This is a genomic window from Nocardia sp. (genome assembly GCF_025465275.1).
In the GTDB taxonomy this organism is placed as follows: domain Bacteria; phylum Actinomycetota; class Actinomycetes; order Mycobacteriales; family Mycobacteriaceae; genus Nocardia.
Genome location: NZ_JAODNK010000202.1, coordinates 1 through 21,835, shown reverse-complemented (window position 1 = coordinate 21,835; position 21,835 = coordinate 1). Strand labels below are relative to the sequence as shown.

Genomic DNA, 21,835 nt, shown 5'->3' with positions numbered 1-21,835 from the left:
AGAGCTGTGGGATCGAGAGACGGGCTGTGCGGAGTTCGGAATCCTGAGTCGCCGCGCTGTTCGGGCGGCTACAGGTTGGGGCGGACCAGGATTTGGATGTGGTCGTCGGGGTGGCGGAGGGATTCGATGGCGTCGGCTACGCCGTCGAAGCCGACCTGGGTGGTGACGAGGGATCCGGCGTCGATGACGCCGTCGGCTATGCGCTGCAGGGTTTTTGCGTATTCCTCGTGGGGGTAGACCATGCACATCTGGAGGGAGATGTCTTTGTAGATGCCGACGATCGGGCGAATGACGTCGTCGGTCATGACCGAGCCGATTTGCAGGATCTTGGTTTCGCGGGGGACCTTGTACATGAGGTCGTTGAGCAGGCCGGGGACGCCGGCGCAGACCCAGACGTGCAGCTGCTGGCCGGGGGAAGCCAGTTCGCCCCAGACCTCGACCGGATCTTCCACGGCCGGGTCGACTACTCGGTGTGCGCCCAGGCGCAGTGCTGCTTCGCGGCGCAGCTTGGACGGGTCGGAGGCGACGATCGGAGCGACACCGCGCTCGACGAGAGCGGCGACTGCGCCCAAACCGACTGGGCCGCAACCGATGACGATGCCCGTGCCCTCGGGGCCGATGCCGGTGCGCGCCACATTGCCGAAGCCGACGGCGAGCGGTTCGGTCATGGCGGCTACATGCGGGGGCACGTGTTCGGGGATCGGCTCCAAGGCCATAGCCTGCAGCACCATGCGTTCGCCGAAGCCGCCGGGGAAGTCGTTGGAGTAGCCGACACCGTGGATTCCACCGGCGGCGTCCAGTGCCCATGGCAGGGCAACAACGTTCTGTCCCTCGACAAACGGGGTGTCGGGGCCGGCACCGATGACGCGGGCGGAGAGCTCGTGGCCCATGACCAGGTCGCGACAGGGGTCGAAAAGGAATGTGGGAACACCACTGTCCCGCGACGCCTGTAGGAATTCGTCGGTGTAATCCAGTGCAGCCTTGTCCGAGCCGCAAATTCCGCAGGCGATGGTTTCGACCAGCACCTGGCCGGGCCCGGGCACGGGGTCGGGCACCTCGTCGACAATTAGCTTCCGGTTGCGCATGACTACCGCGCGCATATCAGTTTCCTTCCTCGGGCTGCAGTGCGGCGGCCAGGGCTTGGCCGTGCTTTTCGAAGGCGGCTTCGATTCCGGCCCGCAAGCCGGTCATGAAGCGTTCGCTGTTGTCGTTGGCCCAGTTCAGTGAGGCCTCACGATTGCGGTTGGCGCGGGTGAAGTGCGGGATGACGTGTTCGGCGAACAGGCGCGCGGAGCGCTGGGTGGCGTCCCAGTCCGCGACATTGAGGCCGAGCACCAGGAAGGTGCCGAAGCCGCCGGACTGCTGAGCGAGGGCCTCGATGGTGGCGATGGCATCGTCGGGGGTGCCGATGGTGGCGCGGCCGAAGGACGGGAAGCCGGGGCCGGTCCACTGCTCGACGGCTGCGGCCGCGGTATCGCCCCAGGGCATCTCCATACCGCTGAGCCGCTTCATGTAATCGACGAGATGTCCTACGCCCCATTCGGCTTCGCGCCGGGCCTGCTCGCGGGTCTCGGCGATATGCATGGGCGCAACGAGCCGCCACTTGGCGCGATTCACGGTGTGGCCGTTGGCCGCCATGGTCTGCTCGTAGACCTTCCAGTTCGGCATGAGCGCCTCGTACCCGCTCGGGTCGGAGGCCGCCAGTGAGAGCAGGCCCGCGCCGTGCTTCCCGGCCAGCACCGCACCGGACGGCGAAATCGTCGATGCCACAGCCAATTCGATGCCGTCCTGCTGATACGGCAGCAGCTGCAGGCGCGCGTCGTTCAGCTCGAACCAGTCCGTCTTGGCACTGACCACCTCACCGCGCAGCAGCGGCGCCAGCGCCTCGAGCGATTCGTGCATCATCTCGCGCTGCCGGGCCGGCGGCACGCCCATCATGGCGGCGTCGGAGGCCAGCTGGCCGGGCCCGATGCCCATCATCATGCGGCCCTTGCTGAGATGGTCGGCCAGCGCGAGCCGGTCGGCGAGCATCATGGGCTGGTGGTACGGCAGCGAATTCACGCCGGTGCCGAGCCGGATCTGCTGGGTGCGCTGCGCGGCGGCAGCCAGGAATACCTCGGGGGCGGCGATGATTTCCATTCCGGCGGAATGATGTTCACCGACCCAGGCTTCGGCGAAGCCGAGCCGGTCGGCCAGTTCCACCAGTTCCAGATCCCGCTGGATCTGCAGGGTGGGGTTGCCGTTGAGCGGGTGGTACGGCGCGATGAAGAAGCCGAAGCGGGTGGGTCCGGCAACTGTCACGTTGGACTGACCATTGGGCTGATTCAATTTTCGTCGCTCCTTTGCGAGATATTCAGTTGTGCTCCGAACTTCGCCGCGCACCCGCCGGGGCTCTGGCAGGTACGCGGCGGCCCGCCGTCACCGAGGACGGCGGGCCTGGTCTTCGGTGGATCAGCCTCTAGCCCATTCGTGGCCCCAGTAGCTGTCCGCGGTCATCTCCTCCGCGACATAATCGGGGCCGACAAGTGCTCCCTCGCAACCGAATTCGATATCCCAGTTGCCGGGGGTGCGGACGTAGAAGGAGATCATCTTGTCGTTGGTGTGCCGGCCCAGCGTCGAGGACAGGTGGTAGCCCGCCTTGGTGACGCGGTCGAGCGCGCGGCCCACATCGTCGAGGGAGTCGACCTCGACCATGATGTGCACGATGCCGGGGCCGTCCGCGCGGGTGCCCGGAATCAGCGCGAGGCTGTGGTGGCGCGGGTTCACACCCATGAAGCGAATCCAGATCGGATGCTCGGGCGGGCCGACGCGGAACGAGCCGCGCGAGGCGAAACCCAGTACCTCGGTGTAGAACCGGCGCGCGTCCTCGATATCGCGGACCGGCAGCACCACGTGGCCGAGACCCAGATCGCCATTGATGAACCGCGCACCGTACTTGGTCAGCACCGGGGTGTGATCGAGCAGCGGGCCGTGGAAGACCTCGACGGTGAAGCCGGACGGGTCGACAAAGCTGATGGCCTCCTCGACATGCCGGTTCGTGGCCGCTGCCACCGACAGCGCGGTGACGGCGATGCCGGCCTTCTCGAGAGTCTCGCGCACCAGGCTCAGCGAGCGGGTGTCGGCGACCTGCCAGCCGACCGCGATGACCTCGTCGCGGTCGCCGGGCACCAATTCCAGCCGGTAGGTGTGCTCATCGGTGCGCAGGTAGATGGAATCCGGATTGGGCCCGGTCCCCTCGGCGAAACCGATGGTGTCGAAGGCGAACTTGCGCCAGGCGTCGACATCCGCGATGCGGGCCCGGACGTAGCCCAGAGAGCTGAAAGCAGCCATGATGAACACTCCTTACGATCAGGAATAGGTGACGGAAACGGTGTCGGTCACCGGAACTGCCTGGCAGGCCAGCACATAGCCGTCTTCCAGGTCGGCGTCTTCGAGTACTTCATTGCGCCGCATGGTCACTTCGCCGGAGACCACCCGGCACACGCAGGCGCTGCACGCGCCTTCGCGGCACGAGTAGGGCGCTTCCAGCCCCTTGGCGAGCAGCACATCTAACAGTGTCTGCTGCCTGGGCCAGGTGACCTCGTGGTTTTCGCCGTCGAGTTCGACCTGGACGGTGGCATTGTCGCCGGCCTCGGCGGCGGCCTCCATATCGACCGCGGTCGTATCGGTCTCGAACGGGTTGCCCGAGAGCGAGACGAACTTCTCGATATGAACGCGCTTGCGATCCGCGCCGAGTGAGGTCATGGCAGCGCTGACCGCATCCATGAACGGTCCGGGTCCGCAGACGAACACCTCGCGCGCCGCCCACGGCTTCGCCAGTGCGGCAAGCTGTTCGACGCGCGGCAGGCCCTGCACCGACTGCAGCCAGTGCAGCACCAGCAGCCGATCCGGGTGCGCCGCAGCGAGTTCGGCCAATTCCTCGCGGAAGATGATCGCATTCTCGTGCTGGTTGGCGTAGATCAGCGTGACGTGACCGGAGCCCTGCGCCAGCGCCGACTTCAGGATCGACAGCACCGGAGTGATACCGCTACCGCCGCCGAACAACAGCAGATCGGTATCGAGGGAGCCCGGCGTGAACAGCCCGGCGGGCGGCAGCACGTCGAGGGACATGCCCTCGACGGCGTTGTCGCACAACCAGTTCGAGCCGTAGCCCTCGACCGTCCGCTTGACGGTGACCTTCAGCGGCCCGTCCTCGTGCGGCGCACTGGAGAGCGAGTAGCAGCGACTCACCGACCCGGTCAGCTCGCTCGGAATGCGCAGCGTCAGAAACTGGCCCGGCTTATAGGAGAACCGCTCGGCATGCGCCGCTTCCGGAGCCAGCTCGATCGACACCGCATCCTCGGTCTCCCGCACCACGCGCACAACCCGCACCGACGCAACCCCACTCGCCTGCGCGGAATCCAGCACCGCATCGACCTCGAGCTGCACCGCATCGGCGGACAGCTGCGCCGCCTCCGCATCGAGCTGTTTCGTGCCGGGCTCGACCTCTGCCACCGTTCCCATCCGCTCCACCAGTTCCGTTCCTGTGCTGTCTATTTCGTTCAGTGCCGTCGCCATCCCGGGCATCACCCTCGTCATCCCGGCATCACCCTCGTTCAGCAGGGATGGCGGGGTCATCTACGTGAGGGTTCGGCCGCGGGTGCGCACATCGACGTCGCGCGTGCTGGCGCTCAGCGAGCCTGATGCGACCGCTTCGTCGATACTGGCGCGCAAGGCATTGCAGGTGTGCGATTTCAAACCGGTGGTCGAGAGCTCCGTGCAGGCCGCTACGGCGGCGTTGTTCCATTGCACGCTGGTGTGCTGGGGGCTGAACTTCTCCACCAGCACGCAGGTCCCGCAGGACCGGCACGAAACCTGTTCCATGACAGTGCCTCTCAGGCCTGCGCCGCGGCGGCGTCGGCACGCTTGGCCAGGTTGTCGGCGACCTCGGCCTCCCAGGCGGTGACCGCGCGGGTGGTGTCCACCTCGAACTCGAAGCGGGTGGTCATCTCCTCGGAGACATCCGCGGCATCGGTGTAGAACTGCTCGTACCAGCGACGCAGCTGATAGACGGGCCCGTCCTCCTCGCACAGCAGCGGATTGTTGATGCGCGACTTGCGCTTCCAGATATTCGCGTCCTGCTCGAAGCCCTTGCCGAGTCCGCCGACGAACTTCTCCGCGATCTCCGCGGCCTGCTCGGGCGAGACACCCTCGGGTTTCTTGGCGATCGCGCCGTACATGAGCACGAACTGGTTCTCATTGATCGGGTAGTGGCAGTTGATGAGGTAACCCTCGACGACCAGACCGTTCGCGCTCTCGCTCTTCAGGTAGTCGATCATGTAGGACGGGCCGTAGTACGACGCCTCGGACTGCAGAACGTTCTTGCCGCCCAGCGCTTTAGCGGTCGCGCCCATCATGTCCTCGCGCGAGACCGAGGTCATGTACTGGCTGGCGATATGGCCTTCGAAGACATTCTTGAAGAAGGTCGGGAAGCCGTAGTGCACATAGAAGAAGTGCGCCATATCCACGACATTGTCGATGACCTCGCGGCAATTGGCGTCGACGATCATGGAGTTCCACGTCCAGTCGGTCCACTGCTCGTCGAAGGCGGCATCCACGCGCGGGATGGCGGCCTCGGCCGGCGGCTGCCTGTTCTCCGGATCGTTCCAGACGAACAGCTGCTTGTTCTCGACCATGGTCGGCCACGCCTTGGTGCGGGCCAGCGGCGGCACGCGGCGCGCATACGGAATGCCGGTGCACTTGCCCTTGCCGTTCCAGCGCCAATCGTGGAACGGGCAGGCCAGCGAATCACCCTTGACGGTGCCGTCGGCGAGGTTTCCGCCCATGTGCGGGCAGTACGCGTTGAGCACGTTCAAAGTGCCGTCCTCGGCCGCGAACACCACGATCTCGGTGCCGAAGGCCTTGACGGTGTGCGGCTTTCCGTCCCGGAAGGAGTCGGCCAGGCCCAGGCAGTGCCAGCCGCGCGCGAATCGGGTGGGCGGCGCGCCCGCATCGATGACTCGCACTTCAGTGACAGCACCATCCGTGGTGGTCATGTGAGTTCCTCTCCCTTGCCTTGTATTGATGGTTGCGGCCGATGTGACGCCGATGACAATGGCTGTCCCACTGGCCGGGAGGTTGCTATCGGTCTGCGAGACGTCCGAAGCTCGCGCGGTAGAAGAGCAGCGGTGTCGCCTCGGAGTGCTCGTTCAGGCCGGTCACCCGGGCGATCACCACGGTGTGGTCACCGCCGTCGACCTCGTCGTGCAGTTCGCAGTCGATCGTTGCCAGGGCCCCGGTGAGCAGCGGCGACCCATTTCCCGAGCCGGTCCAGTCGACGCCCGCGAACTTGTCGGGTCCGGGGCGGCCGAGCTGACGGCAGATGTCGGTCTGATGATCGGCCAGGATGTTCACGCAGAACCGCCCGGCGCGCCGAATGCGCGGCCACGTGCTCGAGGTCCGCGCGGGGAAGAAGCTCACCAGCGGCGGATCGATGGACAGCGATGCGAAGGATTGGCAGGCGAAGCCGACCGGCTCCCCCTCGTCAATGGCGGTGATCACAGTGACCCCGGAGGCGAACCGCCCGAGCACTGCTTTGAAAGCGGTCGGGTCGATCTCCGTAGGCATGCGATCCACCTCCAGCACCGGTTCCACGGCGCCTCCTTTATTTCGGTTCGAAATATGGCTGTCAGTCATAACAGCAGGTCAGGACGAGGAGGCGTCAATATGATGGTTCGGTCACCGAGACATGAATCCGTAGAACGGGACAAAAGCTACGTAGTTCTCCCGATTCCCCAGCCTGTGGCGCAGGGCACTGTGATGGGTAGCACAAGGTCCGAACCCGGCACATGCCTAATCGGAATATCCCTAGACTGGATGTCGGAACCAACGGAGGCTCAAATGTCCGTCGCACTGCTCCCCTCCGCGGAAGCTCGAAACCCTCATACCCCCATGCGCGCCAACCAGACTCGAAACGCCAGCGCCGAAGTCCCCGTCTCGATGATCGAGCGGATGACCCTCATCCTGGACGCGTTCGACACCTCCACCCCCACGCTCACCCTGCTCGGCCTGGTCGAGCGCACCGGGCTGCCGCGTTCCACCGTGCACCGGATCCTCGATCAGATGATCAAGCTGCGCTGGCTGGCACACACCTCGGGCGGCTACCGCCTGGGCATGCGCACGCTCGAGCTCGGCGGACTCACCGCTGATCACAACGAGATTCGCGATGCCGTCAGCCCGCTGCTGCACGAGTTGAGCCAGCGCACCGGCATGGTCGGCCACCTCGCGGTGCTCGACGGCCGTGATGTGGTCTACCTGGACAAGGCCGGCGGCCGCTTCGCCGCGAGCCTGCCCACCCGCCTCGGCGGCCGGATGCCCGCGCACGCAACGGGTGTCGGCAAGGCCATGCTCGCGTGTCTCGAGCCCAATATCGCCGAGGCCGCGCTGCGCGTCCGGCTGCCGCGCCTGACCCCGCGCACCATCTGCGAGCCGGAAGCGCTCCAGCGTGAACTCGCGCAGATCCGCCTGCGCCAGGGCATCGCCATCGACCGCGAAGAGGCCGTCGCCGGAATCGCCTGTGTGGCAGCGCCGCTGCGTGGCCGCGGTACCGCACCGGCCGCACTTTCGCTCTCGGGTCGCGCCGATGGCATGAGCTACGACCGGCTGGCCCGCGTCGTGCTCGAGGTCGCCCACGAGGCCGGGCGCACCCTGTTCCCGCGTCGTGCGCACTGGCGCTGACCGAGTGTTCGAACCGGACAGAGAAGGAACGCGCGTGCGAGAGCCATACAGTTCGACTATCACCGATGGCGCTTCGCGCCCCGCCCACGGCGCGGAACAGGCGATCCCGGATCTGCCCACCACGGCCTGGGCCGTGCTCGGAATGCTCTCGCACGCAGACGAACTCTCCGGCTACGACCTGAAGAAGTGGGCGGACTGGAGTCTGCAGTTCTTCTACTGGAGTCCGTCGTTCAGCCAGATCTACGCCGAGCTCAAACGGCTGGAGAAGCACGGCTACGCGACTTCGCGGACCGTGGTCTCCGAGGACGGCATGCGTGGTAAGCGCATGTACGCCATTACCGAGAGCGGGCGAGAGGCCGCCTCGCACTGGGTGAATCACTCCCCCGTCGAGCCCCCGGTGCTCAAACACAGTGTGATGCTGCGAGCTTGGCTCGGGCATCTCGCCGAACCGGACCGCATGCGCGAAATCCTCACCCAGCACATCGATTACGCCGAGCGCATGCAGCGCCGGGCGCAGATCGATGCCGACGGCGCGGACGCCAATCCGGACTGGGCCTATCCGAGCGCCGTTTTGCGCTGGTGTGTAAGGCATTACGAGGCCGAGCGCGAATTCGCCGCGGATTTACTGGCTGATCTGGACAAACTGGCGAAGCAGCGTAGCCGCCGGAAGAATGTGAAAAGGTCAAATTCCGAAAAGTCCCACTCAACGGACTAGTCCATAGTCGGCGTCCCCCGGTTGTGACACGGTTCACGTCACCGTGTTACCCACCCAATCTGGAGGACGCCACATGTCTACCTCCGTCGATAGCACGGCGCCCCCCAGCGCCGTCGACAACACCGGCCGCCTCGACGGGGCCTCGAAGCTACGGATCTTCTCCGTCCTCGCAGTGATCGTGCTGTTCACCGAGGTCGCACCCATGCAGTACGTCATGGTCTCCGCAGCGCTGCGCCAGATCGCGCCCACCTTCCCGACCCACGGTGCGAATATCAACTGGGCCATCATCATCTTCGGCGTCGTCGGCGCCGCGACCTCACCGGTCATCGGCAAGCTCAGCGATATCGTCGGCAAGAAGCGGATGTTCCTCATCTGCGGCATGCTGTTCATGATCGGCTGCGCCATCTGCGCGATCACCAGCAACTGGATGCTGTTCCTGGTGGGCCGCGGCCTGCAGGCGACGGCCATCGCGACCGCGGTCATCTCCTACGGCCTCATTCGAGACCTGATGCCGCGCAAGCTGGTTCCGATCGGCCTGGGCATCGCCTCCACCGGTCTCGGTGTCTCGGCGCTCGCCGGCCCGCTGATCGGCGGCTTCATTGTCGAGCACTACAGCTGGCGCGCCATCTTCTGGTTCCTGTTCGCCTTCACCGTGGTGATGATCCCGCTGGTGATCGCCATCGTGCCGGAATCCAAGCTGCGGACGCCGCAGAAGCTCGACCTCGTCGGCGCGACACTGCTCGGCGCGGGCCTGGTCCTGACCCTGATCTACCTGGACAACGGCCAGGACTGGGGCTGGAGCAAGCCGTCCACGCTGGCTTGGCTCATCGGTGGTCTGGTACTGCTGGCGCTCTTCCCGCTGGTGGAAAGCCGCGTGAAGAACCCGATCATGGACATGAAGCTGCTGTTCACGCCGCGAGTGAGCGTGCTGCTGTTCATCGCACTGCTGGCCTCGTTCATGATCGGATACCAGTCCTACGCAACGGGTTACATGACCCAGTCGCCGCCGGCCGCCGAGGTGGTCGATCAGGTCAAGACCGCCACCTGGGACCAGGTGAAGGCCGGAGCGCTACAGCAGGCTCAGGCAGGCGCCGAAGCGCAGGCCAAGGCCGCGCTGCCGCCGGGCGTCGAACTGCCGCCGGGCGCGGTCAAGGTGCCGCCGGAGGCGGTCTACTCGCAGCTGCCCCCGAATATGGTTGATGTGAAACTTGATCCGGGCTACACCTACGGCAACGGATTCAGTCTGCTGACGTACGCCACCCACCTCGCGGTGGTGCAGTCGATCATCGCCATGCTCTTCGGCTTCCTCGGTGGTCTCTGGATTCGCCGTGAGGGTGGGCGACAGCCGCTGGTGTTCGCACTCGTCATCTTCGTCGGCGCGGCCATCGCCTATGCGACGACCTCACACGGCTGGGGTATGCAGGCGCTGATCAGCGCGGTGTTCGGTATCGCGTTCGGCCTCTACTACGCGGCTACACCCAATCTCATGGTCGAGGCGGTACCCGCTGAACAGCAGGGCGTCAGCGCGGGCATGCTGGGCGTCATGCAGGCCATGGGCGCCGGTATCGGATTGGCGGTGGCCACGGCCTTCCTCAATGCCAACCCGGTCAAGGCGGACGTGACGGTATTGACTCCGCAGGGGCCGAACACGGTCACCAAGGAGATCCCGATGTTGTTCGCCGACAAGGGGTACGAGATCAGCTTCTACTTCATCGCGGGTGCGGCGCTCCTCGCGCTCGTCGGCGCGGTGATCATGAAGGCCGGTCGCACGCCCGCCACGGGCGGTACGGCGTACTGAGCACTGCATAGAACGCAGGAAATGGCCCGGAGGCAGCATGCCTCCGGGCCACTTTTCTTTCCGCTGAGCGGGACGCCACCTCGTTGTTCTTCGCTGCGCATATTTCTATTAGTAATACCCAGAGGAGGTGGTCGACGATGACCGGTGAACTCGACAGCATTACGACCGCGGTGGCCGCGATCGCGGCCGGCGGCATGGTGCTCGTGGTGGACGACGAGGACCGCGAGAACGAGGGCGATCTGATCCTCGCCGCCGAGAAGGCGACGCCTGCGAGCATCGCCTTCCTGGTGCGGTACACCAGCGGCGTGGTCTGCGTGCCCATGGCGGGCGAGGACCTGGACCGGCTGCGGCTGCCGCCCATGACAGCCGTCAATCAGGATCCGAAGGGGACCGCGTACACCGTGTCGGTGGATGCGATTTCCGGTGTGAGCACCGGGATTTCGGCCGCCGATCGCGCGCGCACCATGCGGCTGCTCGCCGATCCACGGACCGGTCCCGAGGAGCTTTCCCGGCCCGGGCACGTGTTCCCGCTGCGCGCGAATCCCCGTGGCGTACTGGGCCGTCCGGGTCATACCGAGGCCGCCGTCGACCTCATGCGGCTGGCCGGGCTGCGACCGGCCGGAGTGATCGCCGAGGTCGTCAACGACGACGGCTCCATGGCGCGGCTACCCGAACTGCTGGTCATGGCCCGCGCGCACGATATCCCGATCATTTCCATCGCCGATCTCATCGCCTACCGGAAGAGCCTGGAGAACGGCATCTCGCGCGTGGTCGAGACCCGCCTGCCGACCCGCTTCGGCGACTTCCGGGTGGTCGGCTACGCCGATGAGCATTCCGGCACAGAGCATCTCGCCCTCGTCTACGGCGATCCCGCCGGCGGCGAGGTTCTCACCAGGGTGCACTCCGAATGCCTCACCGGCGATGCCTTCGGCTCCCAGCGCTGCGACTGCGGCGAGCAGCTCGATGCGGCACTGGAAGCGGTGGCCGCACAGGGCCGCGGCGTCGTTGTTTACCTTCGCGGGCAGGAAGGCCGGGGTATCGGCCTGCTGAACAAGTTGCGCGCCTATGAATTACAGGACCAGGGCGCCGATACCGTGGACGCCAATGTCCAACTCGGCTTGCCCATCGATGCCCGCGACTACGGTGCGGCCGCCCGCATCCTCGCCGATCTCGGCGTGAACTCCGTTCTGCTGCTGAGCAACAACCCCGCCAAGCAGTCCGGGCTGGAAGCGCACGGTATCGCGGTGGAGCGCCGCGTCCCTCTGCAAACCCTGCCTACCGAACACAATGTGCACTACCTCCGTACCAAACGTGACCGGATGAGCCACCAGCTCACCGAGGTCGACGCGGCGGGATAGCATCTGCGCACAGTCATCGCGAGGGGGATTCAGTGTCGACGCCCGACGACGTACCGCAGCCGCAGGTGATGCCGACCGAGCAGCAGATCCCTCCGGCTCCCGTGTCACAGCAGCCGAATTCGCAGCCCCCGATGCAGCAGCAGCCGATGCCGTCGTATTCGATGCAGCCGCCGGTTGCGCGGCGGTCGCGCGCGGCGACGATGATTCCGGTGATCTCAGCGGTGCTGGCGGTGGTGTGTGTCGCCATCGCGGTCACCTTCTTCGTCATGTACACCCAGCAGCGGCATACCGCTGACCAGCGGGGTAACACCATAAGTCAAATGCGGCAGCAGGTTTCGGATGTGGACGCGCGGCAAGCGGTGGTGCGGCGCGCGGCGTGTGACTATGCGACGGCCTTGTCGACGTACTCGTACACCGATCTCGACCCTTATTTCAAGGCAGTGCTGAACGGCTCGACGGGCTCGTGGCATCAGAACTTCTCCGAGAGCTCGGCCGGGCTGCGACCTGCGATGATCACGGCTCAGGTGCGCAGCACCGTGGCGGATGTGCACTGCGGGGTCAGCTCCATGACCGCGCACGATGCGGAAGTGCTGGTCAGCGCCAAGCAGACCAGGTCGACCGCGACCAACCCCACCCCGGACGCCGTGGTCGTTCCCGTGCTCATGACCTTGCAGGAACAGCCGGACGGCCGCTGGCTGGTCAGCGACATCAAGACACTGTTCGGATAGCCGTGCCGCCCGGCGACGGTAGTGTCGCAACATGACGGCGTACAACCCTTCGCAGGAGGCAATGATGCCGAGCTTCGCCAGTCGCTGGGTTATCCCCGCGTACCTGCGCGTGATTCGAGCCAACCGGCCGTTCCTCCGGCCGGAAGCGGCGCGGAAGCATCTCCGGGAGCGCAGCCTGCGACCCAAGAGCTACGGCCCACCACGGCGACTGCGCTCGGATGTGGTGGTATCGGTGGACCACAGCCTGGGCTGGCCGGTCTACACCATCGCGCCGCGCAGCGGCCCGGTCCGCGGGAATGTCGTGTATGTGCACGGCGGCGCCTGGGTGAACGAGATCGCGCCACAGCATTGGGCTTTGGCCACGGAGATCGCCGCCCGGGTGGGCACCACGGTCACGGTTCCGATCTACCCGCTGGTTCCCATCGGCACCGCGCTGGAGGTGGTCGACGAGATCGCCGGGCTGGTGTTGGACAACCGGGCCCGGTACGGGGAGGTATGCCTCGCCGGGGACTCGGCGGGTGGGCAGATTGCGCTCTCGACCGCTGTGGTGCTGCGCGATGAGCATCAGCTGAGTGTGCCTCGGACAGTGCTGATTTCGCCTGCGGTCGATCTGTCGCTGAGCAATCCGGAGATCGATGTGGTGCTGCCGAGCGATCCGTGGCTCGGCAAGGAGGGCACGCGGGTCTTCATCGAGCATTGGCGCGGGCAGCTGTCGCTCTCCGATCCCCGGGTCAGTCCGCTGGCCGCCGACCTACGCGGACTGGGTCCGCTGACGATCTTCAGCGGCACCCGGGACATTGTGCTGCCGGATGTCCGGCTGCTGGTGGCGAAGGCGCGTGCGGCCGGTGTGGAGACCGACTATTACGAGGGCACCGGGCTGGTCCATGTCTATCCCTTGACTCCGACACCCGAGGGCAAAGACGGACGCGCCGTTGTCATCGCAGCGCTGTGTGACGCCCTGGCCGCCGAGAAACGCTGCGCCGCAGGTGAGTCCAGTTAACAGTCGACGGCGCGGCTAGGGGTGCGCTGCGAGCCACTGGCGGGCCCGGGGCGGGGACGCCCGGGAGAGCCAGGCGTCCTGGATCACCTCGGCCAGTTCGCGGACCGTCAGTTCCTTCAGACGAGAGGCGCGCAGCAGGACCGACAGATGGCCCTGGAAGTGCGGCGTGGTGAAGAACGGCGAATCCGGATCCTGGACGAGAGCCAGTTTGTCGGACTCGGAGGGCACCCAGAAGACGATGACATCGGCATAGCGCTCGCCGGTGTCCGGATCGAAGGCATCGGGCCGGGGAGTGCGGAAGAAGATGAAGGATTTGCGGCCCACCTGATAGACCGGATTGCCGGCCGGGCCCTGCTCGACGGTGACGTGCGGCATGGCCTCGGCTAGTTCGTGCACATCCGCGAGGCGAGCGCGGCGGGGTCTGGTCGACACGAATCGAGCTTAACTACTTATTCGCTCCGCACATGGGTTGTCCCGACAAATCGGACACCCGAGCGGGGCATCCCCTGCTCGGCGGCATACGAGTTGTAAGCGGGGGCACAGTGCTCGGCAAGCACTTACCAGAACGACGCGAACTGCGTTTATGCCACCGCCGGTGGCAATCAGCGTTACGGATCACATAGGTTGGTGCTCATGGCGCGGCGTGTCAACGGAAACCTCCCTGCGGAGGTCACCAGTTTCGTGGGCCGGCGCGACGAAATGGCTACCGCGAAACGGCTGCTGCCCACGACTCGAGTGCTGACCCTGCTCGGTCCCGGCGGTATGGGTAAGACCCGTTTGTCGCGGCAGATCGGGCAGTTGGTGTCGCGCGCGTTTCCCGATGGCGTGTGGTTGGTGGAGCTCGCCGATATCCAGGACCCCAATCTGGTCACGCTGAGCGTCGCCGAGGCCTTGAATCTGAGCGATGAGACCACCGCGCCGCTCCCCCGGCTCACCGAATTCCTGGCGAACAAGCGGCTGCTGCTGATCCTCGACAATTGCGAGCATCTGATCGAGGCCTGCGCCACGCTGGTCGGCCGGATCATCGCCACCACACCGGATGTGCGGGTGCTGGCGACCAGTCGCGAGGTGCTCGGGATTCCGGGCGAGCAGGTGATGCCGGTGCCGCCGCTGGCCGTGCCCGATCACGATGTGCTCGGCGACAGCGATGCGCTGCAACTGTTCATGGAACGGGCCAGCGCCGCGAACCCCGAATTCAAACTCACCGCGGGCAATCGCGCGGTGCTGACCGAGATCTGCCGTCGCCTCGAAGGTATGCCGCTGGCACTGGAATTGGCGGCACTGCGGCTGCGCATGTTCACCCCCGAGCAGATCCTGCACCGGCTCGACGACACCATGGGCCTGCTCAGTGCCGGGCCGCGCACCGCGCCGGAGCGGCAGCAGACCATCGAGGGCGCCATCCGCTGGAGCTACAACCTGTGTACGCCCGCCGAACAGCGGCTGTGGGAACAGCTTTCGGTGTTCTCGGGCGGATTCGATATCGAGGCCGCGGAGGCGGTCTGCGAGCTGGGCTCCGGATCGCTCATCGACGCGCTCACCGGGCTGGTCGACAAATCCGTGGTCATGCAGCGCTATGACGGTGATACAGCGCGGTTTTCGATGCTGGAGCCGATTCGCCAGTTCGCCGCCGATCGGCTCCGGGAGCGCGGTGACGCACCGGCGGTGCGTGGCCGGCATCGCACGCACTACCGCGACCTGGCCATGCGCGGGCAGACCGCGTACTGGACTTCGGCCGATGTGGCCTGGTTCCGCGAATTGAGCCGCGAACACGCGAATCTCCGTGCGGCACTGCGCTCCGGGCTCGAGGATGACCCGCTGGAGACCATTGCGACGGTGACGGTGCTGCGGCCGTTCTGGGAGCACAATCGATTCCTGTCCGAGGGCTACCGCTGGCTCACCGACGCCCTGGCACGCAATCCGGAACCGACGGCAGAGCGGGCCAAGGCGCTGTCCTCGGCCGCCTCGCTGGCGGCGCTGCTGGGCGACCGGGAGTCGGCGGCCCGGCTGGTCGCCGAATGCCTGGAATTGGCTGCGACGCTGGACGATACCGACATCATGGCGGAGGCCGCGCTGGATCGGTCGCTGCTCGCCTTCGCCGACGGCGATCGCGAGCGCTCCCTGGAATTGGGCCGCCAGTCCATCGATCTGGCGGCCGCGAACGGCCAGAACGCCATCGAAATGGACAGTCACGCTTTCTCGTTCATGTGCGCCATGGTGCTGGAGGCGCCGGGCCGCACCGAACTGGCCAACCGCTTCCTGGAACTCACCACCGCAAGCGGCTCCCACCTGCTCGGCGGGCTGGCGCTGTGGACGGTCGGCATAAACCACTGGCGGCTGGGCGATCTGGAAGCCTCCGCCGAATTCCACAGTCGCGCTATCGAAGCCCTCGCACTGTTCGACCGCTGCGTCTGGCTGTCCTCGGCTTTCGAGGGCCTGGCCTGGACCGTCTCCGCCGGTGGCGACCACCTGCGCGCAGCGACCCTGCTGGGCGCCGCGGAGTCATTGCAGCGCAGCACCATTCGACTGGCACACACCATTACTGTCGCCGTCGGCGACAAGGAACGCCTGAAGGTGCGAGATGCCCTGGGCGAGGACGGTTTCCGTTCCGCCTATGGTGCCGGCGCCAATATGCCCCTCAACGAGGCCATCGACTACGCCCTCGGCCGCACCACCGCACCCACCCCCGCCCCGGAACCCGTCGGCCCCAAGCGCATTGCCCGCAAGTCCGCCGCAGCCGCCTCGGAGACCAGCCTCCTCACCCGCCGCGAAAAAGACGTCGCCCGCCTGGTAGCCGCCGGCCACAGCAACAAGCGCATAGCAGCCGACCTGGTCATCTCCATCCGCACCGCGGAAACCCACGTCGAACACATCCTCACCAAACTCGGCTTCACCTCCCGCACCCAGGTAGCCGCCTGGGCCCACGAACACGCCCTCTGACTCGGTTTCGCTTTCAGCAGGCGTTCGCGGTGAAACCGATCGGGAGCACGTCGCCATTGCCGCCTGCCGCGGCGCGGCTCAGGAGGGCCTGGACATCGGGGCCGAACGGCGTGCTGTACTCCACATCAGGGGAACATCCGCCCTGTTCGGGTCCGCCGATCACACCGACAACCTGACCGTTCTGAACCCACGGCCCGCCGCTGGTCCCCTCACCGAAACCACTGCAGTGAATCGCGGAGCCGTCTTCAACGGCCTCCAACGGTGCGGTGCAAGTCAGCGGCCGACCGCCGCTGCCCATCGGGTACCCGCTCACGGTGACAGGCTCCCCCACGCGCGGCGCGGCGAGCGGCAGCCCCGCCACCACATCCTCGATCTTCTTCCCAGCACGCGGCGCAACGCGAAGAAACGCGACGTCGTGGCGCGGATCGAAAGACATCTGCCACGCCGGGTCGATATACATATCCGTCACCGTCCACACTCCCTCCGGAAGTTCAGCGTCGTGCAGCTGCGGCGCGAACTCGATAAGGGCGCCAGGCCCGAGAACACAGTGCGCCGCCGTCACCAGCAGATCGTGCGAGGGAGAGGCCACCACACCCGCCGAGCAGAAATGCGGCCCACCGAGCCGGGGAACCACACCGGACACACTGGGGTAGAAGAGCGCCCCAGCCGCCGGAACCATCTCGACTTCATACGCCGCCGGTTCCGCCCACGCCCACTGCGGCGCCACAAAACCGAGAAGCACCCCACAAACAAGAGCCGCAATCCGTCGCATCCCTCGGACGGTAACGCAGCACACCCGAATCGCGAAGCTCCAGAGCCATTCACGCACCACAATGCTGACAGCGGCAAATATCGAGAAGGTCCCACCGCCAGTTCCTGGGCGGCGCCACTCCGCATTACCGAGCGTGGATAAGCACGCGCTACTGGCGCTTCCCGCGCTGACGGTGCGGCCAGTGCGGGGCCTCGGAAGATCAGCGGGCCACGGGGATCTGGCGGCAGCCGAACGCACTGGACTGCCAAAATCAGGGGCCCTCACGCTGTGTCGTGGCCGATGCCTACCCGGTGGCGGGATCCGTGGCGGCAGGTGTCTCGATGGAGATTTCGCCGCCGAGTTCGTAGCCGGCGCCCAGTTGCAGTCCGTCGCCGCTCCAAAAGCGGCCTGGGTCATACCAATTGGGGTTGCGGTTCTGTGGGAGCAGGCCCATTTCCTGGTAGGTCGCGGCCACGATTTCGGCGCAGTAGGCGCTCTCCAATTGGCGTGCGGCGGCCTGATGGGACTTGTGGCGGGGGAAGCGGGCGCGGCCGCGGAGCCAACGGCCGGCCAGAGCGGTGGTGGAGGGGAACGGGGTGCCGTCCAGGCGGGCGATGGTGCGCAGCAGGCTTTCTTCCATATCCCGGGTGACGGGGCGGTTCAGCTGGCGCAACCAGGCCTGCTGTTCGTAGCGGTGGGACCAGACCTGGACGGCGTCGCGCAGATTGTGCAATTGCACTCCGCGGTGGGCGTTTCCGGACCACATGTCGGGTAGTGAACGGCCGAGTTCCGCGTGCCAGATCAGTGCGGGCAGATCGTCGATCACGACCGACATGCCGACGTGGTTGACCGGACTGTTGGTGGTCATGCGAATCGCCCGGTCTGCGGCCGAATGTCCACGGAACAGCCAGATGTCGCCGGTCCTGGTGAGCTCGAGTGCTCGGTCCAGACCGATGCCGGTACCCGTCATGCCCGTAGCCTATGCGGTATGAGGTGGTGGAAGGCAGTGGGATTGGCGGGTGCGGCCGGAGTGGTCGCCACCGGTGTGGTCGTCGTGCGTGCCGAGCGTCGTCGCCGCGCCTACACCCCGGACCAGGTCCGCGAACAGCTACACGTGCGATTCGTGCAGGCGGCCTCGGCCGAGGGGGTGACCGAAACCGCCTCTCCCGCAACGCAGAACGCCTCCGGCATTCGCGAACGCCTGCGCCGCGTGTTCCGGCGCTGACCACAGCCGGCAAAAATCGTTCCACATCGCCCGCATCTACTTTCCAAATGGAAAGTAGATGCTACGCTGACATCTATGAGTGGTGACATACCCCCTGAGACGGCACTCGAAGCCGCTCAGACCGCCCGGCGTACTGCCGTCGATGCGACCAGGATGCCCCGATGGTTCCCCGCGTTGGCGGGCCTGAGCTATGCGCTCGGGTTCGGCCTGCTCGGTGTCTCGGCGCTGACCCACGGCAGCGGCCGCGCAGCATTCGCGATTGGCGGTCTTCTGCTGTGCATCGTCAATATCGCGGCCTTCGTCCTCCTGGCGAGACGGTGGCTACGCGCGGGGGTCATGCCGCGCTCCGGCGACACGATGCCATCGGTGCCACGGCGTTGGGTGTGGTTGTCGACAGGCATCGTTCCCGCTCCGATTGCGGTGGCCGGCCTGGTCTGGCTGGTGACCGGCCAAGTCGGGTGGGGAAGCCTTGTGCTGGGAGTCCTGCTGGAGGCATCGACCTGGTGGCGTCTGTCCGCCGGGCGGCGGTCTGTCCAGGAGCGGCGAGTTCGATGACCGGCCTCGACGAAGCCTTCGCCACGATGGTCAGGCTCAAAGTCGCCGCATTCCTCGCCGGCTGCGCCGAAGCCGAATTCGGCGTCGTCGCACAGAAATGCGATGTCGCGGCCTCCGCACTGTCGAAAGCGGCGATCACGCTGGAAGAGGCGGGTTATGTGCGGATTCGCAAAGGCCATGTAGGTCGTCGGCCGCGGACCTGGCTGTCCCTTACCGTGGTGGGCCGCGAGTCCTTCGAAGCCCACCTGGCCGCGCTTACCGAGCTGACCAACCAGGGTCGAGCGCTCACGGCGGAGGGGACCACGACGGAAGAATCATCCAGCGCGACAGGCTGATTCATCCCGCTGCCGCTCAGTAACCGGTGGCGCCGTCGATGCGTTCACGCAGGAGGTCGGCGTGGCCGGCGTGGCGGCCGTACTCCTCGATCATGTGCAGGTAGATCCAGCGCAGGGAGAGGTCCGTGCCGGTGCGGGGGTGGGTGACGGTGTGATCCAGCGGCAGGGCGGCAACGGCCTTGTCGCACAGGATGAGTTCGTCGAGGAAGCGGGCGTAGTCGGCGTCGGCCGCGCCGGGCACCAGGTCGTCGAAGTCGCCGTCCTCGTTGGTTCCGAGGGTGCAATAGAGGTAGTCGAGGTCTTCAGCGGCGGCCCGCTTGCGGAACCAGCCGCGCTCGGTCTCCGTCATATGCCGCAGCAGGCCGAGCAGTGACATCGAGGAGGGTTCGACGCTGCGGGTGGCGAGCTGGATTCCATTGAGGCCCTGGCATTTCCAGAGCAGGATATTGCGGCCACGGTCGAGCAGGGATTGGAACATGGCCCGCTCCTCGCCTACCAGTTGCTGCGAGGTGCGTTCGACTTCCGGCGCGATCCACGTCATGACCGGAACCTACCCTCGGGTCACCGGGTGCGAAACCGACTTTCCGCAGACGACTTCGCGCCCGTCCCCCGCCCGGGGATACGGGCGTGGAACGGGCGCGAAAGCCTGTGTCTTACAGACCGTTGTTCAGGAAATCGATCACCGAACGCTCGAAGGCGTTCTTGCGCTCCACCTGGACCCAGTGGCCACAGCGGGAGAAGATGCGCAGGTCCGAATTCGGCAGCTGCCGAGCCGGAAAGAGCGAGCCCTCGACCGGGGTGACGCGGTCATCGCGGCCCCACAGCATGAGCACCTCGTGCTGCAGGCTCTTGAGCCGCGCCCACAGCGGGAGCGGTTCGGCGAACTTCGGGTTGTAGAAGGTGGCGTAGGCATCGCGCAGTGCGGCCTGGCCGCGGAGATCGGCGGCGGCCTCGAGGCGCGTCGCCACCAATTCCGGGGTGAGCGTGGCCTCGTTGAAGACCATGGCCCGCAGGAAGCCCATGGCGCGCTCGTCGGAGGGAGCGGCGTTGTATTCCATCAGCCGCCGAATGCCTTCGGACGGTTCGGGTCCGAGCACATTCACGCCGACACCGCCGGGAGCCATGAGCACCACGCGGTCCACCCGGCCCGGATGATCCAGCGCGAGCATGGCGGCCACGCCGCCGCCCATGGAATTGCCCAGCAGGTGCGCCTTTTCGATGCCGAGCTCATCGAGCAGCCCGATCACCGCATCGGCGGCAATGCGAAGGTAGTTGCGCTCGTACACTTCCGGGCGTTCGCTGGCGCCGAAGCCCGGCTGATCGAGAATGAGGCAGCGGAAGTGCTCGGCCAGCACCGGCAGGTTATTGCCGAAGTTGGCCCAGCCCGAGACGCCCGCACCGGAGCCGTGCAGCAGCACCAGCGGCGCACCCGTGCCCGCCTCGTGATAGCGCAGCTTATGCCCGTCGACGGTGACCCAACGCTCCGTATTCTCCACGGTGAGAGTCATTTACAGCATCCGATCCGTGACCTCGAGGCCCATGGCGCCCTTGCCGAACATGGCCAGCGCGCGCTCGATGTCATTGATGGCGTGCACACTGCCGGCGTGCGCATCACGCCAGTGCCGCTCGATCGGATTCGGCTGCTTGATGGAGTGGCCACCGGAGTTCTTGAACAGCAGATCGATTGCCTCGAGCGCACGTTCGGTGCCGCGCACCTGATCGCGGCGGGTGCGCAGGCGGACCTCGAACGGGATCTCTTCGCCCGCTTCGGCATAGCGCAGCTGCTCGGAGGTATTGCGCTCCATCTGCAGGATGGCGGCGTCGATCTCGCTGGCGGCGCGGGCAATTCGCACATGCGCGAACGGATCGTCGGAGACCTTCTGGCCGCCGTAGGACAGGCGCACACGCTCACGCTGCTTCTCGATATGCGCCTCGTACGCACCCTCGGCCGCGCCGATGATCGGGGCGGTGATGGTGTTGGAGAAGACACTGCCGAACGAAATCTTGTACAGCGGAGCGGTATTCACCTCCTGGCCGGGGCCGATGAGGTTGGCCTGATCGGTGGCGGAGTACATGCGGTAGGCCGGGACGAAGGCCTTCTCGATCACGATGTCATTGGAACCGGTGCCCGACAGTCCGGAGACGTGCCAGACATCCTCGATGCGGTAATCGGTGCGCGGCACCAGCACCGTGAAGTAGTCCATGCCCTTGTCGGTGGGCAGCAGCGCGCCCAGGAAAACCCACTGCGCGTGGTCGCAGCCGGAGGAGAAGCTCCAGCGGCCGGACATCTCGAACCCGCCCTCGACGGCGGTCAGCTTGCCGGTCGGCGCGTAGGAGGACGACACCCGAATGTCCGGGTCCTCGCTCCACACGTCCTGCTGCGCGCGATCGTCGAAGAGCGCCAGCTGCCACGGGTGGGCGCCGAGCACCGAGGTCACCCACGCGGTGGACGGGCAGGCGGTCGCGATGGCACGCACCACCTGGTAGAAGTCCACCGGGGAAGCCTCCGCGCCGCCGAAGCGCCTGGGCTGCAGCATGCGGAACACACCGGCTTCGGTCAGCTCGGCAATGCTGGCGTCGGGCACCCGCCGCTGCTCTTCGGCCTGCACCGCCCGTTCCCGGATCGCGGGCAGCAGATCCCGAACCTGATCGAGCACCTTGTTCGTCATGCGGGTGTTTCCTCCTCGTGCAGTGGTTCCTGCACCCGACGCTATGGC

Annotated in this window: 23 protein-coding genes; 10 read left to right on the top strand and 13 right to left on the bottom strand. The window is 66.3% G+C overall.

Annotated elements, in window-relative coordinates:
- Positions 1–68: 68 nt before the first annotated feature.
- From JWN03_RS41055 to JWN03_RS41025, 7 genes are all read right to left on the bottom strand, one after another.
- Complete coding sequence (locus tag JWN03_RS41055) at positions 69–1,100, bottom strand: zinc-binding dehydrogenase (protein WP_297627425.1); 1,032 nt, start codon at positions 1,098–1,100, stop codon at positions 69–71.
- Position 1,101: 1 nt separating this feature from the next.
- Positions 1,102–2,328, bottom strand: coding sequence for an LLM class flavin-dependent oxidoreductase (locus JWN03_RS41050; RefSeq protein WP_297627422.1), 1,227 nt, complete (start codon positions 2,326–2,328; stop codon positions 1,102–1,104).
- A gap of 123 nt (positions 2,329–2,451) precedes the next feature.
- On the bottom strand, positions 2,452–3,330 hold the full coding sequence (locus JWN03_RS41045) for a VOC family protein (protein WP_297627419.1): 879 nt from the start codon (positions 3,328–3,330) through the stop codon (positions 2,452–2,454).
- 18 nt (positions 3,331–3,348) lie between these two features.
- Positions 3,349–4,617, bottom strand: coding sequence for a ferredoxin--NADP reductase (locus JWN03_RS41040; RefSeq protein ID WP_297627416.1), 1,269 nt, complete (start codon positions 4,615–4,617; stop codon positions 3,349–3,351).
- On the bottom strand, positions 4,618–4,863 hold the full coding sequence (locus tag JWN03_RS41035) for a hypothetical protein (protein WP_297627414.1): 246 nt from the start codon (positions 4,861–4,863) through the stop codon (positions 4,618–4,620).
- Positions 4,864–4,874: 11 nt separating this feature from the next.
- Positions 4,875–6,035, bottom strand: a complete 1,161-nt coding sequence (locus tag JWN03_RS41030) for a Rieske 2Fe-2S domain-containing protein (RefSeq protein ID WP_297627411.1) — start codon at positions 6,033–6,035, stop codon at positions 4,875–4,877.
- An 85-nt stretch (positions 6,036–6,120) separates the two neighbouring features.
- Positions 6,121–6,633 (bottom strand): flavin reductase family protein, encoded by a 513-nt coding sequence (locus JWN03_RS41025; RefSeq protein ID WP_366914553.1) that lies wholly within the window; start codon positions 6,631–6,633, stop codon positions 6,121–6,123.
- A 246-nt stretch (positions 6,634–6,879) separates the two neighbouring features.
- On the opposite strand from JWN03_RS41025, the gene JWN03_RS41020 reads away from it, so the two are divergent.
- The 6 genes from JWN03_RS41020 (at position 6,880) to JWN03_RS40995 (ending at position 13,315) form a co-directional block, all read left to right on the top strand.
- Positions 6,880–7,716, top strand: a complete 837-nt coding sequence (locus JWN03_RS41020; RefSeq protein ID WP_366914552.1) for an IclR family transcriptional regulator — start codon at positions 6,880–6,882, stop codon at positions 7,714–7,716.
- A 34-nt stretch (positions 7,717–7,750) separates the two neighbouring features.
- Entirely contained in the window at positions 7,751–8,431 is a 681-nt protein-coding gene (locus JWN03_RS41015; RefSeq protein WP_297627408.1) for a PadR family transcriptional regulator, read from the top strand.
- Positions 8,432–8,504: 73 nt separating this feature from the next.
- Entirely contained in the window at positions 8,505–10,229 is a 1,725-nt protein-coding gene (locus tag JWN03_RS41010; RefSeq protein ID WP_297627406.1) for an MFS transporter, read from the top strand.
- Positions 10,230–10,366: 137 nt separating this feature from the next.
- Positions 10,367–11,587, top strand: a complete 1,221-nt coding sequence (locus JWN03_RS41005; protein ID WP_297627404.1) for a bifunctional 3,4-dihydroxy-2-butanone-4-phosphate synthase/GTP cyclohydrolase II — start codon at positions 10,367–10,369, stop codon at positions 11,585–11,587.
- Positions 11,588–11,619: 32 nt separating this feature from the next.
- Positions 11,620–12,315, top strand: a complete 696-nt coding sequence (locus tag JWN03_RS41000) for a VirB8/TrbF family protein (RefSeq protein WP_297627402.1) — start codon at positions 11,620–11,622, stop codon at positions 12,313–12,315.
- A 31-nt stretch (positions 12,316–12,346) separates the two neighbouring features.
- The gene (locus JWN03_RS40995) at positions 12,347–13,315 is read left to right on the top strand and encodes an alpha/beta hydrolase fold domain-containing protein (protein ID WP_297627398.1); all 969 of its coding nucleotides are present in this window, start codon (positions 12,347–12,349) and stop codon (positions 13,313–13,315) included.
- Positions 13,316–13,330: 15 nt separating this feature from the next.
- Here the strand turns inward: JWN03_RS40995 and JWN03_RS40990 are convergent, their stop codons facing one another.
- A complete protein-coding gene (locus JWN03_RS40990; RefSeq protein WP_441343159.1) occupies positions 13,331–13,690 on the bottom strand; it encodes a hypothetical protein in 360 nt (119 codons plus the stop codon).
- A 258-nt stretch (positions 13,691–13,948) separates the two neighbouring features.
- On the opposite strand from JWN03_RS40990, the gene JWN03_RS40985 reads away from it, so the two are divergent.
- Complete coding sequence (locus JWN03_RS40985) at positions 13,949–16,252, top strand: ATP-binding protein (RefSeq protein ID WP_297627392.1); 2,304 nt, start codon at positions 13,949–13,951, stop codon at positions 16,250–16,252.
- A gap of 13 nt (positions 16,253–16,265) precedes the next feature.
- Here the strand turns inward: JWN03_RS40985 and JWN03_RS40980 are convergent, their stop codons facing one another.
- Both JWN03_RS40980 and JWN03_RS40975 read right to left on the bottom strand, forming a co-directional pair.
- A complete protein-coding gene (locus JWN03_RS40980) occupies positions 16,266–17,024 on the bottom strand; it encodes a trypsin-like serine peptidase (RefSeq protein ID WP_297627389.1) in 759 nt (252 codons plus the stop codon).
- Between the two features lie 283 nt (positions 17,025–17,307).
- Entirely contained in the window at positions 17,308–17,973 is a 666-nt protein-coding gene (locus tag JWN03_RS40975) for a hypothetical protein (protein ID WP_297627387.1), read from the bottom strand.
- Positions 17,974–17,991: 18 nt separating this feature from the next.
- Between JWN03_RS40975 and JWN03_RS40970 the strand changes: the two genes are divergently transcribed.
- The 3 genes from JWN03_RS40970 (at position 17,992) to JWN03_RS40960 (ending at position 19,118) form a co-directional block, all read left to right on the top strand.
- Positions 17,992–18,228 carry a hypothetical protein gene (locus tag JWN03_RS40970; RefSeq protein WP_297627386.1) on the top strand — a complete coding sequence of 79 codons (237 nt, stop codon included), beginning with the start codon at positions 17,992–17,994 and terminating at the stop codon, positions 18,226–18,228.
- A gap of 75 nt (positions 18,229–18,303) precedes the next feature.
- Positions 18,304–18,783, top strand: a complete 480-nt coding sequence (locus tag JWN03_RS40965) for a hypothetical protein (protein WP_297627384.1) — start codon at positions 18,304–18,306, stop codon at positions 18,781–18,783.
- Positions 18,780–19,118, top strand: a complete 339-nt coding sequence (locus JWN03_RS40960; RefSeq protein ID WP_297627382.1) for a transcriptional regulator — start codon at positions 18,780–18,782, stop codon at positions 19,116–19,118. Before JWN03_RS40965 ends, JWN03_RS40960 begins: the two co-directional genes overlap by 4 nt.
- A gap of 16 nt (positions 19,119–19,134) precedes the next feature.
- On the opposite strand, the gene JWN03_RS40955 is transcribed toward JWN03_RS40960, so the two are convergent.
- From JWN03_RS40955 to hsaA, 3 genes are all read right to left on the bottom strand, one after another.
- Complete coding sequence (locus JWN03_RS40955) at positions 19,135–19,659, bottom strand: DinB family protein (RefSeq protein WP_297627379.1); 525 nt, start codon at positions 19,657–19,659, stop codon at positions 19,135–19,137.
- Between the two features lie 112 nt (positions 19,660–19,771).
- Positions 19,772–20,626 (bottom strand): alpha/beta fold hydrolase, encoded by an 855-nt coding sequence (locus JWN03_RS40950; protein ID WP_297627376.1) that lies wholly within the window; start codon positions 20,624–20,626, stop codon positions 19,772–19,774.
- Complete coding sequence (hsaA, locus tag JWN03_RS40945) at positions 20,627–21,787, bottom strand: 3-hydroxy-9,10-secoandrosta-1,3,5(10)-triene-9,17-dione monooxygenase oxygenase subunit (RefSeq protein WP_297627373.1); 1,161 nt, start codon at positions 21,785–21,787, stop codon at positions 20,627–20,629. It abuts the gene before it with no gap.
- Between the last annotated feature and the right edge of the window lie 48 nt (positions 21,788–21,835).

Excerpts from the sequence above, each read along its gene's own strand:
- JWN03_RS41055 (WP_297627425.1), bottom strand. The coding sequence starts at position 1,100 with ATGCGCGCGGTAGTCATGCGCAACCGGAAGCTAATTGTCGACGAGGTG.
- JWN03_RS41045 (WP_297627419.1), bottom strand. The coding sequence starts at position 3,330 with ATGGCTGCTTTCAGCTCTCTGGGCTACGTCCGGGCCCGCATCGCGGAT.
- JWN03_RS41040 (WP_297627416.1), bottom strand. The coding sequence starts at position 4,617 with ATGACCCCGCCATCCCTGCTGAACGAGGGTGATGCCGGGATGACGAGG.
- JWN03_RS41035 (WP_297627414.1), bottom strand. The coding sequence starts at position 4,863 with ATGGAACAGGTTTCGTGCCGGTCCTGCGGGACCTGCGTGCTGGTGGAG.
- JWN03_RS41030 (WP_297627411.1), bottom strand. The coding sequence starts at position 6,035 with ATGACCACCACGGATGGTGCTGTCACTGAAGTGCGAGTCATCGATGCG.
- JWN03_RS41020 (WP_366914552.1), top strand. The coding sequence starts at position 6,880 with ATGTCCGTCGCACTGCTCCCCTCCGCGGAAGCTCGAAACCCTCATACC.
- JWN03_RS41010 (WP_297627406.1), top strand. The coding sequence starts at position 8,505 with ATGTCTACCTCCGTCGATAGCACGGCGCCCCCCAGCGCCGTCGACAAC.
- JWN03_RS41005 (WP_297627404.1), top strand. The coding sequence starts at position 10,367 with ATGACCGGTGAACTCGACAGCATTACGACCGCGGTGGCCGCGATCGCG.
- JWN03_RS40995 (WP_297627398.1), top strand. The coding sequence starts at position 12,347 with ATGACGGCGTACAACCCTTCGCAGGAGGCAATGATGCCGAGCTTCGCC.
- JWN03_RS40990 (WP_441343159.1), bottom strand. The coding sequence starts at position 13,690 with ATGCCGCACGTCACCGTCGAGCAGGGCCCGGCCGGCAATCCGGTCTAT.
- JWN03_RS40985 (WP_297627392.1), top strand. The coding sequence starts at position 13,949 with ATGGCGCGGCGTGTCAACGGAAACCTCCCTGCGGAGGTCACCAGTTTC.
- JWN03_RS40980 (WP_297627389.1), bottom strand. The coding sequence starts at position 17,024 with ATGCGACGGATTGCGGCTCTTGTTTGTGGGGTGCTTCTCGGTTTTGTG.
- JWN03_RS40975 (WP_297627387.1), bottom strand. The coding sequence starts at position 17,973 with ATGACGGGTACCGGCATCGGTCTGGACCGAGCACTCGAGCTCACCAGG.
- JWN03_RS40970 (WP_297627386.1), top strand. The coding sequence starts at position 17,992 with ATGAGGTGGTGGAAGGCAGTGGGATTGGCGGGTGCGGCCGGAGTGGTC.
- JWN03_RS40965 (WP_297627384.1), top strand. The coding sequence starts at position 18,304 with ATGAGTGGTGACATACCCCCTGAGACGGCACTCGAAGCCGCTCAGACC.
- JWN03_RS40960 (WP_297627382.1), top strand. The coding sequence starts at position 18,780 with ATGACCGGCCTCGACGAAGCCTTCGCCACGATGGTCAGGCTCAAAGTC.
- JWN03_RS40955 (WP_297627379.1), bottom strand. The coding sequence starts at position 19,659 with ATGACGTGGATCGCGCCGGAAGTCGAACGCACCTCGCAGCAACTGGTA.
- JWN03_RS40950 (WP_297627376.1), bottom strand. The coding sequence starts at position 20,626 with ATGACTCTCACCGTGGAGAATACGGAGCGTTGGGTCACCGTCGACGGG.
- hsaA (WP_297627373.1), bottom strand. The coding sequence starts at position 21,787 with ATGACGAACAAGGTGCTCGATCAGGTTCGGGATCTGCTGCCCGCGATC.